The following is a 17,817-nucleotide window of genomic DNA, read 5'->3' as shown; positions in this document are numbered from 1 at the left end:
CTGCTTATATCCCTTTTCTTTTTGCTTCTTCCCAAAGCGCATCCAGCTCTTCAAGCGTACATGACTTCATATCCTTGTTCATTTCTGCTGTTTTCATTTCTATGTAGGAGAAGCGCTTCAAAAACTTACGATTTGTTACATGCACAGCCTCTTCCGGATTAATCTTGTAGTAACGGGCAATGTTCACGAACGCAAACAATAAATCTCCGAATTCAGAGATCATTCTTTCTTCATTCATTTCCCCTAGCTCCTGCTGAAACTCATTCCACTCCTCACTTACCTTCCCTATCATTGGCTTCACATCATCCCAATCAAATCCAACCTTTGCAGCTTTCTTTTGCAATTCATATGCTTGCAGCAGCTGCGGTAAACCTTTCGGGATTCCCGATAAAACGGACTCTTTCACACCATCTTTTTCCTTACTTTTAATTTCCTCCCAATTCGCCACAACCTCATCAGCAGTCGTTGCTTCTACACTGCCAAACACGTGCGGATGACGACGAACCATCTTTTCTGATAACGTACGAATAACGTCATCAATAGAAAACCAGCCTTCATCCTCTCCAATTTGCGCATGCAGCATTACCTGAAGCAACACATCTCCAAGTTCCTCGACAATATGATCATCATCCTCTTCATCAATTGCATCGAGAAGCTCATACGCCTCTTCAATTAAGTATTTTTTTAAAGAGACATTCGTCTGCTCCTTATCCCACGGGCAGCCGTTTGGACCACGGAGCTCTGCGATAATACTGCGTAGTACGTCAAACTGCTGATACAGCATGGACTTCTCCTTGACAGGCGGAACGTACACACTCGTTAAATTATTTAATTCCGTCTCATGATCCAGCTCATGCAGCGGCACTTTTTTTAAGCTTTCAAAAGATGTCCCTGCAGCGGTTACAATATATACCTCATATTCATCCGGAAGCATCTCCATCAAGGTTAGCTTCACCTCTGAAGCAATAAATGCGTCATATACCTGACAGAATACAAGATGATGGCGCAATTCAAGCTGCCCTCGTTCAAAGGACGTAGCATCTACTAGCTGAAACCCTTCAATCGGATCAATTTGTAAGCTTGCAAATAAAGGATCCAGAAAGCTTTGCCCTCCCTCCACTCTTACAGGAATACCAGCAGCCTTCCCCTTTTCCAGTAAAAGCTGTACCGTCCGTTCTGCTACGAGGGGATGCCCAGGAACAGCATAGGTAACCTCCTGCTCCTTTGCCTTTGCAAGTAATGTTTCCGTAATTGTCTCGTATACCTGTTCAAAGGAATCATATGACTCATATATAGCATCGAAGGATGTATATACAATTCCTTCCTCTTCTAATTCCTTAACAACAGGATGTTCCTTTGTACGCAAGTAAAGATGTGACGCTTGCTGAATGCTTCGATATACACCAAGCGTAAGTTGCTCCAGCTCTCCAGCACCAAGCCCTAAAATCGTAATCATGCACCCTTCTCCTTTCTCGTTTTCCTTTGAAACGAAATCTCTCTATTATGTAACAATGAACCAAGTTCTTCCTCTGTAAAAGCATGAAGCTTCACAAGAGAAGCAAGGTACACCACTCCACCGATTACTGCTCCTGCAATAGCTTCAATTGATATCCAGCCGCGACTTGCTCCTGGGAATAAGGACTCTACTATAAACAAATAGAGCATTAAAAAAAGAGCCATAACACCACAAGAAAGAACTGTTCTAACCAAAGCAAACCAGTCTATAAGAGAAGCACGAACCACACGAGCAAGAAGAAAGAGATTCAGCATAGCAATGATCATTAATGCAATAACAGTAGCAGCTGCAGCCCCTTTTGCCCCTAGCTCGGGAATGAGAATAGCGTTTGCCGTATATTTCGCAACAGCACCAACCAGTGTGAAAACGGCAGGAGCCGCTGTATATCCTAGTCCTTGTAAAACAGCCGCAGACATAATAGCCAAGGCGCTAAATAAGATAGAAAAGCCTAAAATAGCCAGCATATCAGATCCTGCCTGATTTTCAAACAGCATTATATTTGTCGGCTTTATAATACAAGCAAGACCGATTGACGCCCCTAATCCAATAACAAGTGTAACCTTTACAGCAAAACGAATCTTACTCTCAATGAGCGCCGTATCTTTTCTCTGCCTCGCTTCCGTCATCACAGGAATGAGAGCCAATGAAAAGGAGGTGGCAACAACAGTTCCTAGCTGTACGAGGGGAATTCCCCTGTCATATATTCCTTTTATTACTTTTGCTCCATTCGCGGATTCTCCTGCCCCTATTAGCATATTGTAAAATGTCAAGGAGTCGACAAATTGCATGACAATAAGAACAAGATTGCCAACACAAATTGTGATCCCTTGCCAAAATAACACTCTCATGATCATTCTTTTTTTAGAAATCCTGCTCCACCTGCGAAAGAAGATATGCCGCAAATTATGGCGTAAAAATAGCCACAGCACCAAAACACTCGCCGTTCCTCCAATTACCGAACCAAACATTGCCCCTGCGCCTATCGTATACACATCAAAATCATTTGTAACAAAATATAAAGATAATAAAACTATTACAGATACGCGGAGCAGCTGTTCAGTTACTTGTGAGACAGCAGTTGGAAGCATATTATGCGAACCTTGAAAATAGCCCCGTACCACAGATATAAACGGCATAAACAGAAAGCAAAAGGATGCGGTCCGTACAATCCTGTGGAGCTGCTCGTCCCCCATCATCCGTGCAACAAAATGAGACGCAAAAAACAAGAACAAAAACACACTGGTACAAAGCAGCATCAAAAACCAAAAGGAAATAGAGAGGAGATCTTCCACTCGCCCTCCCTCCCTATTCTCCTTCTGTTCAGCAATCATTTTAGAAATTACAGCAGGAAAGCCATATACTGCAAACGTAAGACAAAGGCCATATATTGGATATACTTGCTGATATGTATAAAATGCCATATCTCCCGCAATATTTTGATACGGGATTCGATAAAATGCACTTAAAATTTTTGTAATTAGACTCGCTGCTGTCAAAATAACTGCACCGCGCCAAAAGGCATGATATTTTTTGGCTTCCATGAAAATCTCCTTCTTTACCGGGCTCTTACGTATTATATACCACAACTTGGCAAACAGGAAAGCAAGAGCGGAGACAATAATCAATGTCTTCTTTTGAACTAAGAAAAGCGCAGGCAGGTCATAGGAACTAGACAGCATCCCCGCAAAAAGTTATACTTTCTTGTCTTATAACAAAAAAAGGCAGCAATACGCTGCCTCTTTCTGTTATTGCTCCATCTGCTTTGCTAAAAAGCTCGCTGCCGTCTCAACAGCCTTATGCTCAACATCACCAATAATTTTATCTTTAGAAAAGATGATGACTGCACCGATTGGATCACCGTTTGCAATGATAGGTCCAACCGTGTAGGACATGACTGTTTCCTTCATTCCGTCTACGATGGAGATTTCACTTTCATCTGTCATTACAACAGAATTTCGATCATCCATAATCTTTTCGACTAGGTCACCAATGTTTTTATTTAAATATTCCTTCTTTGAAACGCCTGCAACCGAAATAATACTATCACGATCGCAAATTAATACATTATGCCCTAAGCTATCATATAACGCGTCTGCGTACTCTTTTGCAAAATCACTCAATTCACTGATTGGAGAATATTTTTTTAAAATGACTTCCCCATCGCGATCGACAAAAATCTCTAGTGGATCTCCTTCGCGAATACGAAGAGTTCTACGAATTTCTTTCGGAATAACTACTCTACCCAAATCATCAATTCGACGTACTATGCCAGTTGCTTTCATTCTAATGCTGCCTCGCTTTCTACTTGATGATGAAAGTGGTGATTTGTTCTATCTTCTCCTTTTCATGTAAAAACCACCAACTGTTAAGCATAGTATTGTTCACTGCGAGGGTTCTATACACGTCGAATTACATTTTTTATTTATTTAGTCAAGCATTTACAGCTTCTTTTTTTGTATCGGGCAAGCCTCTTAGCAAGTTCTCGGCGATGGTCAGCCACTTAGACGGCTCGATACCTTTTACATCGATCACTACCTTTAGTTTTGATCCCTCCATACCAAGACGAATCATAGGCCCAAGGCTGCTGCTCAGCATAAAGAGCTTCCCGCCATCTATATTTTGACTTGCTTGCTCAGAGAATAAAACGGTTACCTCCTGCTTTAGCTGCTTGATGGATTCAATGCGTTCCTGTGCAGCCAGTACCTTAATCAAGGAAATTTGCAGCAAATAACCAACCTGCTGCGGATAGTCGCCAAAGCGGTCCACCATTTCCTCCTGAAGCCCTTCGATGTCTTCTATAGAAGATATCCCCTTAAATTGCTTATACATCATGATTTTTTGCTTGCTATCAGAAATGTACGCATCCGGAAGATAAGCGTCTACCTCCAGATCTATCTCTACATCAAAATATGGCTGTTCTCCCGTTTCGCCCTTTCGCTGTTCAATCGCTTCCTTCAACATTTGGGAATATAAATCAAAGCCGACAGAATCTATAAAGCCGTGCTGTTCTGCACCCAGCAAATTACCAGCACCACGGATAGACAGATCACGCATTGCAATTTTGAAGCCAGATCCAAGCTCTGTAAACTCTTTAATTGCCTGCAATCGTTTTTCTGCTACTTCCGCCAGTACCTTATCCTTCTTATACGTAAAGTACGCATACGCAACGCGATTGGAACGACCCACACGACCACGAAGCTGATACAATTGTGATAACCCCATACGATCAGCATCCTGTACGATTAGCGTATTCACATTCGGAATATCGACTCCTGTTTCGATAATCGTTGTACTAACAAGAACATCATATTGCCCATCTAAAAACGCAAGCATAACAGATTCCAATTCACCTTCATTCATTCTCCCATGCGCAAAGGTCACACGTGCATCAGGGACAAGCATGGAAATCTCTTCTGCTTTTCGTTCAATATCTTCTACACGATTATATAAAAAATATACTTGACCATCTCGAGCCAACTCCCGTTCAATTGCTTCTCGAATTAAAGCAGGATTATATTCTACTACATACGTTTGAACCGGGAAACGGTTCTCCGGCGGCGTCTCAATGACAGATAAATCACGAACACCGAGCATAGACATATGAAGCGTACGCGGGATCGGCGTTGCTGTTAGCGTTAATACATCAATATTTGCTTTCATCTGTTTAATCTTCTCTTTATGTGTTACACCAAACCGCTGCTCTTCATCAATGATCAGGAGACCCAAATCTTTAAAAATAATGTCCTTGGATAAAAGACGGTGTGTTCCAACTACAACATCTATCGTTCCGTCCTTTAGCCCCTTCATCGTTTCATTTTGCTGCTTGCGTGTACGGAAACGATTCAGCAAGCCAATATTAATGGGATAATCTTGAAAACGCTCTCGGATTGTTTCATAGTGTTGTTGCGCTAAAATGGTTGTCGGAACGAGAATCGCCACTTGCTTTTCATCCATAATCGCTTTAAATGCGGCTCGAATGGCAACCTCTGTTTTTCCATAGCCAACATCACCGCATAATAAACGGTCCATTGGACGGGATCGTTCCATATCCTTTTTAATCTCCATGATTGAACGTAATTGATCCTCTGTTTCCTGATATGGGAAGGAGGCTTCGAATTCATGCTGCTCTAACGCATCTGGAGAAAATGCATATCCCTTTGATGCTTCGCGCTCGGCATACAGCTTAATTAAATCATCTGCAATATTTTGAACCGATTTCTCTACCTTTGTTTTGACACGCTTCCAATCTGTACCGCCCAGCTTATAAATCTTCGGTTCCTTTCCTTCTGAACCAATATATTTCTGTACTTGATCAATTTGCTCCACTGGAACATACAGCTTATCATTTCCTTGATATTTAATATGAAGATAATCCTTATGCACACCATTAATTTCTAATGTTTCAATACCAAAGAATTTGCCGATGCCATGATTCACATGTACAACATGATCTCCAACCTTCAATTCGGAATAACTCTTAATGCGCTCGGCATTTGAGAGCTTTTGTCTGCGCTGCGGCTTTTTCGTCTTTTTATTAAAAAGTTCCTTCTCTGTAATTACCGCAAGCCTTTGCATCGGCAGTTCAAACCCCGCATGGAGATCACCCATAACAATCTGTATACGATCTGGAATAAGCTGCATAGAATCTGGTATAACATCAGCCTCTATCTCATAATCATTCAAAATATGCTCAAGCTTCTTCATTCTCTCTTCATTTGCACCTAATATCACAACTGTGAAATGACCCTTTTTCCAACGATCAATTTCCGCTTTAAACAGATTCATTTGACCATGGAAATCCTGCATGGTCTTACATGTTACATTGACGATATTTTGCGGGTGCGTATGAGGAATATGACGAAGGAATAAAGTTAAATATAACAAACTACGGTTTCGTTGCTGTAAAAGATTTGTAAAATTATAAGAGAAAGACAAATCTTGTACAATCGCTCCTTCTTCAAGCAACGCTATATACCATTCTGCTTCTTCCTTCTCTAACTGGTCTGCAGTTTCTTGAATGCGTGAAATTTCATCTAATATGACAATCCCCGTATCCGGCAAATAGTCTATGAGACTAGCAGGCTGTGGATAAAAAAGGGCCAGATACTTAAACATCTGTTCAATTATTTGCCCATTCCGCAGCTTCTCCAACTCATGGCCAACTGTTTCTACCAGCATTTCCTTAAGCTTTTCATCTTTAATCTTTTTTACCGTTCTAGCTAATTCCTGTTCCAATCTCACCGTTCCCAGACGAAGTTCTTCGTCAGAAAATATGAATTCTACTGCCGGTCCAAAGGAAATGGATGCAATTTTCTCCTGAGAACGCTGATCTTCTACCGTAAATGTACGAATAGAATCGATTTCTGTATCAAAAAATTCAATACGAATTGGTAATTCCTCGGTGAGCGGATATAAATCTAGAATGCCGCCGCGAATACTAAAATCCCCAGGTGCCTCCACCATTGATTTTCGTTCATAGCCCATATAAGCCAAGGTATGAGCCATATGGTCTAAATCTACTTCTTCCCCGAGCCTTAGTTCGATTTGCTGCTGCGCCCAAAGCTCCTTTGCAGGAAGAAAGCGGCGCAAACCAGCTAAAGGTGTAATTACAATAGCAGGCTCATTTTGAACAAGATGGTTAAGCACTTCGATTCGTTGCGCTTTCAATTCCGGACTCGCCACCCCTATCTCTGAGGCAATCAACTCATTAACAGGGTACAGCCATACTTCATTTTCACCCAAAATAGATACCATATCTTCATAGATCTTTTGGGCCTGGTACAAATTATGCGTTACAATGAGCTGCGTACGTTTTGTTTGTTTATACAACGCAGCTGAAAGCAGCAAACGGGAGGAAGTAGACATCCCGGATACAAGCTGCTCTTTCAAACCCTCATTCAATCCATTTAAAACAGACTGAACCTCCTTACTTTCATAAAAGTTCTCCAATAATCCTATCATTGTCAAAACTCCTCTCGACAAAAGAGCAAGTTAATATATTTTTATGCAGTATGCTTGCAAATAGCAAACAGAAAAATGCTTTGGGCAAGCCAAAGCTTATTGCAAAAATGTGTCGTATTCATAATAATGCGGATTATGCTGCAAAGTATCCTGACACGATTCACAAATAGTTTTCACGTATAAATTTCCATTTTCGTCAAAATGTGTCATTTCTAGCTGTTCTTCATTTGTTAAATTCCCTAAAATAATCCCTTGTGCTTCTTCTCCTTCAATGGAGCCGATCTTATATCCACAATAACGGCAATAATAATGGGCGTTCATGCCATCCTCCTGAACTTTTCGCAATTATCATTAGTATGGATGAAATGGCATAAATTTATTCGTCCCTTGTTTATTGTCCGTTAAAGGTATTCATGACTTGTAAAAATGGTGTGGACAACCATTTTTCACATGCGTCGGCACTCTTTTGAATAGACTGCTGTACCTCTGGCATTTCCTCTGCTGCAAATCGTCCTAGTACATAATCTACAACCTTCATACCATTTTTTGGACGGTCAATCCCAATTCGAATGCGATTGAATTCCTGCGTCCCCAAATGAGCAATCGTAGACTTGATTCCATTATGACCACCGGCACTTCCCTTCATACGCAACCGCAGCTTACCAACTGGCAAATCTAAATCATCATACATGACAACAAAGTCATCAATCTCAATTTTGTAGTAATCAAGGAGAGGTCGAATACTTTCTCCAGATAAATTCATATACGTGAGAGGTTTTAATAAAATTACCTTCTCCCCATTTACGACACCTGCCCCGAATATTCCTTTAAATTTTTGTTGATTTAATGGAATATTCCACCGTTTTGACAGCTCATCAATTACCATAAATCCAATATTATGCCTTGTTGCTTCATATTCTCTTCCTGGATTTCCAAGTCCTGCAATCAGCTTCATTCTTTTTTCCCTTCTTTCTAAGCTTGATGCGAAAAGACGTAACCTCTGCTCAGGTTACGTCTGAATTGCTATATAAAACTCAATCAAATAATGTACTTACAGATTGCTTTTCGTAAACGCGGACAATTGCTTCTCCAAGTAGTGGACCTACAGATAGCTCTTTTATCTTTTCAATCTTCTTCTCTTCTGGAAGTAAAATTGAATTCGTTACAACAAGCTCTTTAATTTTGGAGTTTTGAATGCGTTCAATTGCAGGTCCAGATAGGACAGGATGCGTACAACAAGCATATACCTCTGCCGCACCATTTTCTACAAGAGCATTTGCTGCTAAGGTAATTGTACCGGCTGTATCGATAATGTCATCGATTAAAATAGCTGTTTTCCCCTCTACATTACCAACAATATTCATAACCTCTGCTACATTCGGTCTAGGACGGCGCTTGTCAATAATTGCAATCGGAGCTTTTAAACGATCTGCCATTTTTCTTGCACGCGTTACACCGCCATGGTCAGGAGAGACAATAACTACATCCTTTAATTCCTTCTTTGAGAAATACTCAGCGAGAATTGGTACACCCATAAGATGATCGATTGGAATGTCGAAGAAACCTTGAAGTTGAGGAGCATGCAAATCAAGCGTGATCACACGAGTTGCACCTGCTGTTTCCAAAAGGTTAGCTACAAGCTTTGCAGTGATTGGTTCACGCGCACGTGCTTTACGGTCTTGACGCGCATAGCCATAATACGGTATCACAATGTTAATAGTTTTAGCAGATGCACGTTTTAAAGCATCAATCATAATTAATAGCTCCATAATGTGCTCATTCACAGGATAGCTCGTAGATTGAATTACGAATACATCACAGCCGCGAATGCTCTCCTCAATGTTAATCTGAATTTCACCATCACTAAAACGGGTTACGGAGCATTCTCCTAGTTTTACGCCAATTCGTTCTGCGATTTGTTCCGCAACAGCCTTATTAGAATTAAGCGAGAATACCTTCAAATTTGAATTTACATACTGATTAGGCATTAAAATGAACCCTCCACATTAGTTTTCTTCTGTAACATTTTCTCTACATAATCTTGCTTATTCACTTGACGCGCACGAGCAATAGATAATGCTTTTGCAGGTACATTATCCGTAATGGTTGAGCCTGCTGCAACATAAGCTCCCTCTCCTACCGTTACAGGTGCAACAAGGTTAGAGTTACAGCCAATGAAAGCACCATCGCCAATAACAGTTTTGAACTTATTCTCACCATCGTAATTTACTGTAATAGACCCACAGCCAAGGTTCACATCCACGCCTACCTCTGCATCTCCAATATAGCTAAGGTGAGATGCCTTACTTCTATCACCAAAGATAGATTTTTTAATTTCTACAAAATTTCCAACACGCACATCGTTTCCAATTACAGAATCAGGACGAATATGGGCGAAAGGTCCAATAGCAACATGATTACCGATCTTGCTATCATGAACAGTGGATTGACGAATTGTTGTTCCATCCCCTACTTCGCTATCCTTTAACGTTGTATGAGGTCCAATTACACAGTCAGAACCAATTGTTGTTTCTCCTTCAATCACTGTTCCTGGATAGATAATCGTATCATTCCCAATTACTGCATCTGAGGAAATATACGTATTTTCAGGATCGATTAACGTCACACCGTTCATCATATGCTTCCGGTTAATGCGCTTTTTCATAATATTTTCCGCTTGCGATAGGGCAATCCTGTCATTGACTCCTAATGTTTCTTCAAAACGCTCAGCTTGGTAGGCAGAAACAATTGAGCCTTCCTTCTTTAGGATTTCAATAACATCCGGCAAATAATACTCTCCTTGCACATTATCATTAGAAACCTTTTTAAGTGATTCAAATAATGCCTGATTATCAAAGCAATATGTGCCAGTATTAATTTCGCGAAGCTTTCGCTCATCCTCACTCGCATCTTTATGCTCGACAATTTTCTCCACGTATCCTTTATCATTACGAACAATGCGGCCATATCCAGTCGGGTCTTCTATATAAGCAGTCAACACCGTTGCTTTTGCACCCATCTCTTCATGGTGCTGTAACAATGCTTCCATCGTCTCAGCAGTAATTAAAGGCGTATCACCGCAAACGACAAGAGTTGTTCCTGTTTCTTGTCCCAGCAAAACTGCTGCTTGTGCTACGGCATGAGCTGTGCCAAGCTGCTGGGCCTGCAGGGCAAACTTGCTTTGCTCTCCCAGCTGTTCTTTCACTAATTCCGCACCGTGTCCCACAATCGTAACAATTTCTTGTAATCCCAGCTGTGATACTTGCTCAACTACATGCTGCACCATTGGCTTTCCGCAAACGGGATGAAGCACTTTATACAGCTTGGACTTCATGCGTGTGCCTTGTCCTGCTGCCAAAATGATCGCAAATCGATTTGACATATAAACCCTCCATCGCAACCTATTTATCCATTAAGAATATTATCCCAAAACGTTTTTTATTTCAAGAAACCGAGCACAACTATTAAATTTTACCACAGCTTTTACTCATTGTTGTATTATTGTTATCTATTTTTTTAAGAAGTGAAACATATCTTGAAGTTTATGAGGAAAGAGAGAGGGGAGGGGGGATCATGAAGATTACGTTTAAGCCATTTCAGATGCTCCCGTAATTCATGCTAGCTGTAGCCGTATATTATTAATAAGGTCCTTAAGCAAGAAGAATCTCTAGAGAACGCTTTAAGTCTATTCTGTACAATATAAACATAAAAACAAACTCCTGTTTTCCAGGAGCTTGCCTCACACAAAAATGCCGTTTTTCGGCTTTTTTTCTGTTATTTTATGAAGCACCGGCTTCTTCAAACTCAACTTCTTCCAGTTCACCTAAACGATGATACTCTGCTAATACAGCATCTTGAATCTTGGAGCGTGTATTAGAATTAATTGGATGCGCGATATCACGGAATTCTCCATCCGGAGTGCGCTTGCTTGGCATTGCTACGAATAAGCCGTTATTTCCATCAATCACTCGAATATCATGAACTACAAACTCATGATCCAGCGTGATAGATGCAATAGCTCTCATGCGGCCTTCTGTGCTTACGCGGCGTAATCTTACGTCAGTCACTTCCATCTTATGTTCACCACCCTTTTCCATAAATCATGCGATATGGAATATAAATTCCACAATTTTTTGGTTATTCCTTCAATTTCAAAAAAATTTTAAAATAAAATGTTACGATACATAAGATGGTTATACTTTTTATGCCTGTACGAGAGCGATTACTTCAATTTCAACTGCCACATCTTTTGGCAATCTTGCCACCTGTACACAAGACCGCGCGGGTTTATGTTCGGAGAAATATTGTCCGTATACTTCATTTACATCACTAAAGTCGTTCATATCGCTCAAAAACACCGTTGTTTTGACAACGCTTTCGAATGATGCTCCCGCTTCCTCTAGAACCGCTTTTAAATTTGCAAATACCTGATGTGTCTGCTCTTTCACATCTCCCGTAACAAGCTGCCCATCTGCTGTTAACGGGATTTGTCCAGAGCTGTAAAACATGTTCCCAGCGATAATACCTTGCGAATAAGGGCCAATTGCTTGCGGTGCTTTTACAGTATGCACGATTTTCATACTATCTCTCCTTTTCTTATTTGAACTCTCCCACCACTTAGCTTCACTTGAAGATGGAGTGTTCTCACCTATTTTTTAATAAAATGTATGTATAAAGAAGATAAAGCTTATAGCTTCATCTCTTCTTCTGATACAATCTCTTCTTTAAATTCAGGAAGAGAATAATTTCCTTTTACTACTTCAATCACTTTATCTCTTGTATTCACTTCGGATAAACTGATTAAAGACACATAGTCCTCAATTAAACGTTCCTCAATATGATCAGCCTCTACTAGTACGCCGATTCCAACCACATTTGCTTGAAACTCCTCCAGCATACTAATCATTCCCTGAATCGTACCGCCTGCCTTCATAAAATCATCGACAATAAGGACATTTGCGCCTTCTGGTATACTTCTTTTTGCAAGAGTCATTGTTTGGATACGCTTGGACGAGCCGGACACATAGTTAATACTTACAGTAGGTCCCTCAGTCACCTTGCTATCTTTACGGGCAATAACTACAGGCACATCCAGATAATTCGCTACTGCGTAAGCAAGCGGAATGCCTTTTGTTGCGACGGTCATGACTGCATCAACCTGCTGTCCAGCAAATAAAGAAGCAAACAGTCGACCTGCTCCGTTAATATAACGTGGATTACTTAATAAATCTGTCATGTATAAGTAGCCGCCTGGAAGAAGACGCTCTGGATTCGCCAACTGCCTGCAAAGCTCTTCAATCAACTCATCAGCTTCTGTACTATTCATATACGGAATGTACTTCACTCCCCCTGCTGCACCTGGTATCGTCTGCAACGTACCGACTCCCTGTTGCTCAAACGTTTGTTTAATAATAACCAAATCCTCACTAATAGAGGACTTGGCAGATTGATACCGTTCAGCAAAAAAAGTGAGAGAGACTAAGCGACGAGGATGCTGCAATAGATAATACGTCATATCAACCAATCTTGTACTACGTCTTGTTTTCATACCCTCACCTCAAATCACGAATATTCTACACAAATCATAACGCATCATACGTATCTATTCAAGCCTTTCTCGTTCACCAAGTGTACGTACCGCATAGACTTGTTCACAAAATCCCTTTAATCCATTATAAATACGATGCATGCGTGAATCATGGTGAGCTAATGCAAATACAGTCGGTCCGCTGCCGCTCATCAATGCAGCATCTGCCCCAAATCGTCTCATTTGCTCCTTAATATGCGCGACTTCAGGGTGCATGCGGAACGTTACGTCCTCCAAGACATTGCCAACCGAATGGCAAATCCCTTCATAGTCACCGTGCCGAATACTGCGAATCATTTGATCAACATTCGGATGATTGATTCGATCAAGCTGTAAATTGCGATATACCTCAGCTGTTGAAACACCAATTTGTGGTTTAGCTAAAATAACCCAGCATGGGGGCGGAGCAGGAATATGCTCAATCTTCTCTCCTCTTCCTGTTGCGATCGCAGTGCCGCCATATACACAAAACGAAACATCCGACCCGATTTCAGCACCTATTTCCGCTAGTTCATCTATACTGAGCCCAAGTCCCCAGATTCTGTTTAAACCGCGTAACGCTGCTGCTGCATCACTGCTCCCCCCAGCGAGCCCTGCAGCTACCGGAATTGTTTTTTCAATCGTTATGGAGACCCCTTGTCGGATACCAAAGCGTTTCTTTAAGAGATCAGCCGCCTGATAGGCAAGATTTCGCTGATCATCCGGCACATACCGGTTATGTGAAACAACTTCAATACGGTTCTCCTTAAGCGGAGCAAGCTCTAAATGGTCAGCTAGATCGATTGTTGTCATAATCATCCTGACCTCATGGTACCCATCATTTCTCTTTCCTAACACGTCCAAGGACAAGTTAATTTTGGCTGGTGCTTTCACTAGCAGCTTCAAACTTTTCACCTACTCTATGTACTCAATCTTTTACCGTCTATTTTATCATAAAACTCATGATACCATGCTGTTCTTCCATCATATAGAAACATTATAAAGGAAACGTGGTAAAAAGAAAAAAGCCGAGGAAATTCTCCCTCGGCGCCGCAGCATAGAAAAATCGATAAGCTACTGATTTCGTTGGTTTGCGAGATGTTGCTCTGCAAGCTCAATGGCACGCTTCACCATATTCCCTGCATCTTTGGCACGAATGCCGCCCCAGCCCTCTGTTTTCACAACATCATAAAATCCAAGCTCTTTCGCAAGTTCTTCTTTAAATTGTTCAGACATAATCCCTCTTCTTCTGCTCAATATAAGAACCCCCTTTTCAGCTGCGTTACTGTTAGTATGCGAAACCATAAGGTTTTTACTGCGGTAATATATGTAATAATATACATGGATAGTTTATTGTCCACCCCATGCTATGTCGCTGCCATGCTCATCTAAAAAAGTTAATTCCACCGTTTCTGTTAAAATATCCGCATAGCTGTAGGAGACACGCTGAAATGTATCCTCCTGTTGGTCCAACTGTACAACAAAAACGGAAGGGTATGTTTCTGCCAAAACCCCGGATCGCTCAATGGTTTTTCGTCGCCCGCTATTTGCTTTTAATGTAAGCCTTCTGCCAAGCTGATTATCCAAAACGGTTTTAATCTCACTCAACTGCTTCGCCATTTCTTGCTGCACCTCGCTGTTTTCAGATTTTGCTTCTCAACATACATAGCTTGTACTTATTTTGGATTTTTTATGTATAAGAAAAAAGTACATCACCCGCTCTGCTCATGAAGAGAGAATTATTTTCGCTGCAGGAAGACCTTTTTCGTCTACTGCCTTTTAAAGAAAACTCGCCGATTGTCGAGCCTTTAGTCAAAGACAGCGGCGTAGTTGTACTGTTACCTAATCACCGAAATTTACCACAATATTTAATTAGACTCCAGCTGAAAATTTATAACCTCTTAAAGAATAGAAACCGATAGCAAATAAGCAAGGGCTTTCCCCTTGCTTATTTGCTATTCCTCATAATATTGGAATGGCAAGCCCGTTCGCAGTATTCCCTTCGTCTCAATGCCGCCAAGCCCTCTTTCTCCTGTGATCGTATTCCGTATAACATCCCATACGTTCACCCGCTCCATAAAAGAGGTAAAGCTGATTTTTGCCACAACGTACACAGGATCTAGAGCATGAATGTTAATACGCGACGGCGAGCTGGCAAAATTTGCTCCTGCCCGAATTAAAGCTTCAAAATTCGATTGACAGGCTCCTGCAAAAATCACCAGGTGATCAAGTGATGGATATTTCTTTCTTGCCTCTCGGACAGCCTGTACAAAGTGTCTAGAATGACGGTATGCTTTCATATCATTCATTTTCCCTTTTGTTTTCGCATAAGCGTCATGTCCTGTAATGACGAGAATATCAGGCTGATAATAATCAAGCAAATCTCCAATTTTCTCATGCATTTCTGTTTCTTTACAATGCACCCCTTGTACAGGAACCCCTATTTTTGTATATAAATCTAAGCACTTCTGTAGGTACAACGGATCTCCATCTAGATGAAGCACTCGCCCAGGCACCTGAAAATAGCTGACTTCGCTCGCATATCCTCCCGTAGAATAATACTCATTGCGTTGCTTTGCTAAATGATGGTCCTGTTGAAATAAACGATATGTTTTTTCAAGTGTATCAATCGCCTGCTTTTCTCTAGCTTTATATTCACGCTGACCAACTACGATCAAATCATCCAAAGGTGCATCAGCTTCTATACGGAACTCTGCCCCAAAAAGAATCGCAATGGCTTTGCCGTTCTCTTCTTTAATTTCTGTAACACGAAAAAGAAGATCGCGTTGATAAGACGCTCTTTCCACTAAATCTCCAACCTTTACCTCCATTCCTTTCTACCTCCAGCCTCATAAGTACACAGGGATAACTGCAACGTTGATGTTCTGTTTTTAGCCTATGAAAAAATCAGAAAAGCGTGACTAAGAAAGAAAAATCGAAGGAGTCCCTCCTGAGGTAAATAAGAAAAGCAGAAACGCCCCCACAAAAAGGTATATTTTCTTACCTTTTAAAGAAAACTCGCCGATTAGCGGCCTTTAGGCGAAGATAGAGAAGTATTTGCCTTTATATTTTATTCTTGAAACTTCCCACTGCATTAAATCAGCTTTTATCTGGAAATTTATTCAATATTAAAATATAAAAAACCGCCCTTTACAAAAAGGCGGATGATTTTGATGCGTATTATAGCTATAAACAGACTCCCAATATCCTTGGGAGTGGAAATCTCTTTAGAAAGGGATGAAAACTTAATAACTCAAACAGAACTGTTATTTACTTTCTGACTATATAGAGCATCACTTAAACGACCAAATTCCTCGATTGTTAACGTCTCGCCTCTTCGCTTTGGATCAATACCTGCCTCCTGAAGCGCCTGCTCCAATAGGTCCTTATCTTTCGGAACACCTTGCAGGTTATGGACGAGGTTATTCATTAATGTTTTACGACGCTGCGCAAAGCTAGCACGTACAACCTCGAAGAAAAATCCTTCATCCTGCACCGTCACAGCAGGCTTTTCGCGTTTCGTCAGACGGATTACAGCAGAATCAACATTTGGCTGCGGAACAAATACCGTACGCGGAACAACCATAACCGTCTCCGCTTCTGTATAGTATTGAATAGCAATAGAAAGGGAGCCATAGTCCTTCGTTCCCGGCGCTGCCGCGATGCGATCGGCAACTTCCTTTTGGAGCATAACAACAATGCCGCGAATCGGGAGCTGCTCCTCTAATAGCTTAAATAAAATAGGAGTTGTAACATAGTAGGGAAGGTTGGCAACAACCATAATATCCTGGCCCTGTGTGAACTCCTCCTCTACAACCTGCTTAACATTCGCTTTTAGCACATCACTATGAATGACTTTCACATTATCATAAGGCTCTAATGTTTCCGCAAGAATAGGAAGCAGCCTTTGATCAATTTCGAATGCAACAACCTTTTTTGCCCGCTTCGCTAGTTGTTCAGTTAAAGCTCCAATCCCTGGTCCAATCTCAATCGCAGCTGTTTCCGAGCCCATATCCGCAAAATCAACAATCCGATTTAAAACATTTGTATCAATTAAAAAGTTTTGTCCAAGGCTTTTTTTGAAAGAGAATCCATACTTCTCTAAAATACCCTTCGTCCGATTTGGCGTTGCAATATCCTTCATTCTTTTTCCTCCTGTAATACCTGGGCTAATGCAGCTGCAAAAGCCTCCTTTGAAATTTGAAACATCGTAATTCGTTTGTATAGCTGTTTTCCGTTCGTACGACCGATTTTCAGCAGCTTTCCAAGATGGTCACGCCGGGTGCTGGCTTTATCTCCGCCAATTAATCCAGCTGTCACTAAGTCTTCCCATGTAATTTCACTTATGTATTCTTCTGCTTCCTGCTGCACATTTTGCAGTGCACGTTGTATCGCTTCGTTAGAGGCATGCTCAATACCTACACCCTTATTCCTCTTCGCAAGGGCCTCCTCCTTAGGCAAAAAGGCATGCTTGCAGCCTGGTACCCTTTGTGAAACAATATGGCGGATACGCTCTCCTGGAAAATCCGGGTCTGTAAAAATAATAACACCCCGTTTTTGCTGTGCAAGACGAATACGTTCAATTACTTCATCATCTACCGCAGAGCCATTCGTTTCAATTGTATCCGCATTTACTGCCCGCTTAATTGCAACTGTGTCGTCTTTTCCCTCCACGACAATTACCTCTTTTATTTTCATTCCTGCCTCCATGCTTCCTTCTTTACTCCCTACTAATTAAACAAAAAAACAAACAGCTTTTCCATTATTATTTTCC

General features: G+C 41.1%; 17 protein-coding genes. All 17 read right to left on the bottom strand.

What is annotated here, in order from left to right:
- Nucleotides 1-4: 4 nt before the first annotated feature.
- The 17 genes from yabN to rnmV all read right to left on the bottom strand — a co-directional run bounded on the left by yabN (nucleotide 5) and on the right by rnmV (nucleotide 17,741).
- Complete coding sequence (gene yabN / locus AC6HZ4_RS00365; protein WP_497493089.1) at nucleotides 5-1,456, bottom strand: bifunctional methyltransferase/pyrophosphohydrolase YabN; 1,452 nt, start codon at nucleotides 1,454-1,456, stop codon at nucleotides 5-7.
- On the bottom strand, nucleotides 1,453-3,057 hold the full coding sequence (locus tag AC6HZ4_RS00360; protein ID WP_497493087.1) for a putative polysaccharide biosynthesis protein: 1,605 nt from the start codon (nucleotides 3,055-3,057) through the stop codon (nucleotides 1,453-1,455). Before AC6HZ4_RS00360 ends, yabN begins: the two co-directional genes overlap by 4 nt.
- A gap of 204 nt (nucleotides 3,058-3,261) precedes the next feature.
- Nucleotides 3,262-3,798 carry a stage V sporulation protein T gene (gene spoVT, locus AC6HZ4_RS00355; protein ID WP_497493086.1) on the bottom strand — a complete coding sequence of 179 codons (537 nt, stop codon included), beginning with the start codon at nucleotides 3,796-3,798 and terminating at the stop codon, nucleotides 3,262-3,264.
- A 148-nt stretch (nucleotides 3,799-3,946) separates the two neighbouring features.
- The gene (mfd, locus tag AC6HZ4_RS00350; RefSeq protein ID WP_497493085.1) at nucleotides 3,947-7,477 is read right to left on the bottom strand and encodes a transcription-repair coupling factor; all 3,531 of its coding nucleotides are present in this window, start codon (nucleotides 7,475-7,477) and stop codon (nucleotides 3,947-3,949) included.
- Nucleotides 7,478-7,573: 96 nt separating this feature from the next.
- Nucleotides 7,574-7,798: an anti-sigma-F factor Fin gene (locus AC6HZ4_RS00345; protein WP_497493084.1), complete on the bottom strand. Its 225-nt coding sequence runs from the start codon at nucleotides 7,796-7,798 to the stop codon at nucleotides 7,574-7,576.
- 70 nt (nucleotides 7,799-7,868) lie between these two features.
- Nucleotides 7,869-8,432, bottom strand: coding sequence for an aminoacyl-tRNA hydrolase (gene pth, locus AC6HZ4_RS00340; protein ID WP_497493083.1), 564 nt, complete (start codon nucleotides 8,430-8,432; stop codon nucleotides 7,869-7,871).
- A 79-nt stretch (nucleotides 8,433-8,511) separates the two neighbouring features.
- On the bottom strand, nucleotides 8,512-9,465 hold the full coding sequence (locus AC6HZ4_RS00335) for a ribose-phosphate diphosphokinase (RefSeq protein WP_497493081.1): 954 nt from the start codon (nucleotides 9,463-9,465) through the stop codon (nucleotides 8,512-8,514).
- Nucleotides 9,465-10,859, bottom strand: a complete 1,395-nt coding sequence (glmU, locus tag AC6HZ4_RS00330; RefSeq protein WP_497493079.1) for a bifunctional UDP-N-acetylglucosamine diphosphorylase/glucosamine-1-phosphate N-acetyltransferase GlmU — start codon at nucleotides 10,857-10,859, stop codon at nucleotides 9,465-9,467. Before glmU ends, AC6HZ4_RS00335 begins: the two co-directional genes overlap by 1 nt.
- A gap of 397 nt (nucleotides 10,860-11,256) precedes the next feature.
- Entirely contained in the window at nucleotides 11,257-11,550 is a 294-nt protein-coding gene (spoVG, locus tag AC6HZ4_RS00325) for a septation regulator SpoVG (RefSeq protein WP_129730942.1), read from the bottom strand.
- A 129-nt stretch (nucleotides 11,551-11,679) separates the two neighbouring features.
- A complete protein-coding gene (locus AC6HZ4_RS00320; protein WP_497493078.1) occupies nucleotides 11,680-12,057 on the bottom strand; it encodes a RidA family protein in 378 nt (125 codons plus the stop codon).
- Between the two features lie 107 nt (nucleotides 12,058-12,164).
- Entirely contained in the window at nucleotides 12,165-13,025 is an 861-nt protein-coding gene (purR, locus tag AC6HZ4_RS00315) for a pur operon repressor (RefSeq protein ID WP_497493077.1), read from the bottom strand.
- Nucleotides 13,026-13,079: 54 nt separating this feature from the next.
- Nucleotides 13,080-13,949, bottom strand: coding sequence for a 4-(cytidine 5'-diphospho)-2-C-methyl-D-erythritol kinase (gene ispE / locus AC6HZ4_RS00310; protein WP_497493075.1), 870 nt, complete (start codon nucleotides 13,947-13,949; stop codon nucleotides 13,080-13,082).
- Between the two features lie 168 nt (nucleotides 13,950-14,117).
- Nucleotides 14,118-14,300 (bottom strand): small, acid-soluble spore protein, alpha/beta type, encoded by a 183-nt coding sequence (locus tag AC6HZ4_RS00305; RefSeq protein ID WP_129730950.1) that lies wholly within the window; start codon nucleotides 14,298-14,300, stop codon nucleotides 14,118-14,120.
- A 93-nt stretch (nucleotides 14,301-14,393) separates the two neighbouring features.
- A complete protein-coding gene (gene veg / locus AC6HZ4_RS00300) occupies nucleotides 14,394-14,663 on the bottom strand; it encodes a biofilm formation stimulator Veg (RefSeq protein WP_497493073.1) in 270 nt (89 codons plus the stop codon).
- Between the two features lie 335 nt (nucleotides 14,664-14,998).
- On the bottom strand, nucleotides 14,999-15,874 hold the full coding sequence (gene yabG / locus AC6HZ4_RS00295) for a sporulation peptidase YabG (protein ID WP_497493071.1): 876 nt from the start codon (nucleotides 15,872-15,874) through the stop codon (nucleotides 14,999-15,001).
- Nucleotides 15,875-16,296: 422 nt separating this feature from the next.
- Nucleotides 16,297-17,187 carry a 16S rRNA (adenine(1518)-N(6)/adenine(1519)-N(6))-dimethyltransferase RsmA gene (gene rsmA, locus AC6HZ4_RS00290; protein ID WP_497493070.1) on the bottom strand — a complete coding sequence of 297 codons (891 nt, stop codon included), beginning with the start codon at nucleotides 17,185-17,187 and terminating at the stop codon, nucleotides 16,297-16,299.
- The gene (gene rnmV, locus AC6HZ4_RS00285; protein ID WP_497493069.1) at nucleotides 17,184-17,741 is read right to left on the bottom strand and encodes a ribonuclease M5; all 558 of its coding nucleotides are present in this window, start codon (nucleotides 17,739-17,741) and stop codon (nucleotides 17,184-17,186) included. The genes rsmA and rnmV overlap by 4 nt, the downstream gene beginning before the upstream one ends.
- Nucleotides 17,742-17,817: the final 76 nt, after the last annotated feature.

It is taken from the genome of Ectobacillus sp. OTK (assembly GCF_059698935.1).
Note: the sequence above shows the minus strand (reverse complement) of the source record. Positions and strands in the feature narration are given on the sequence as shown.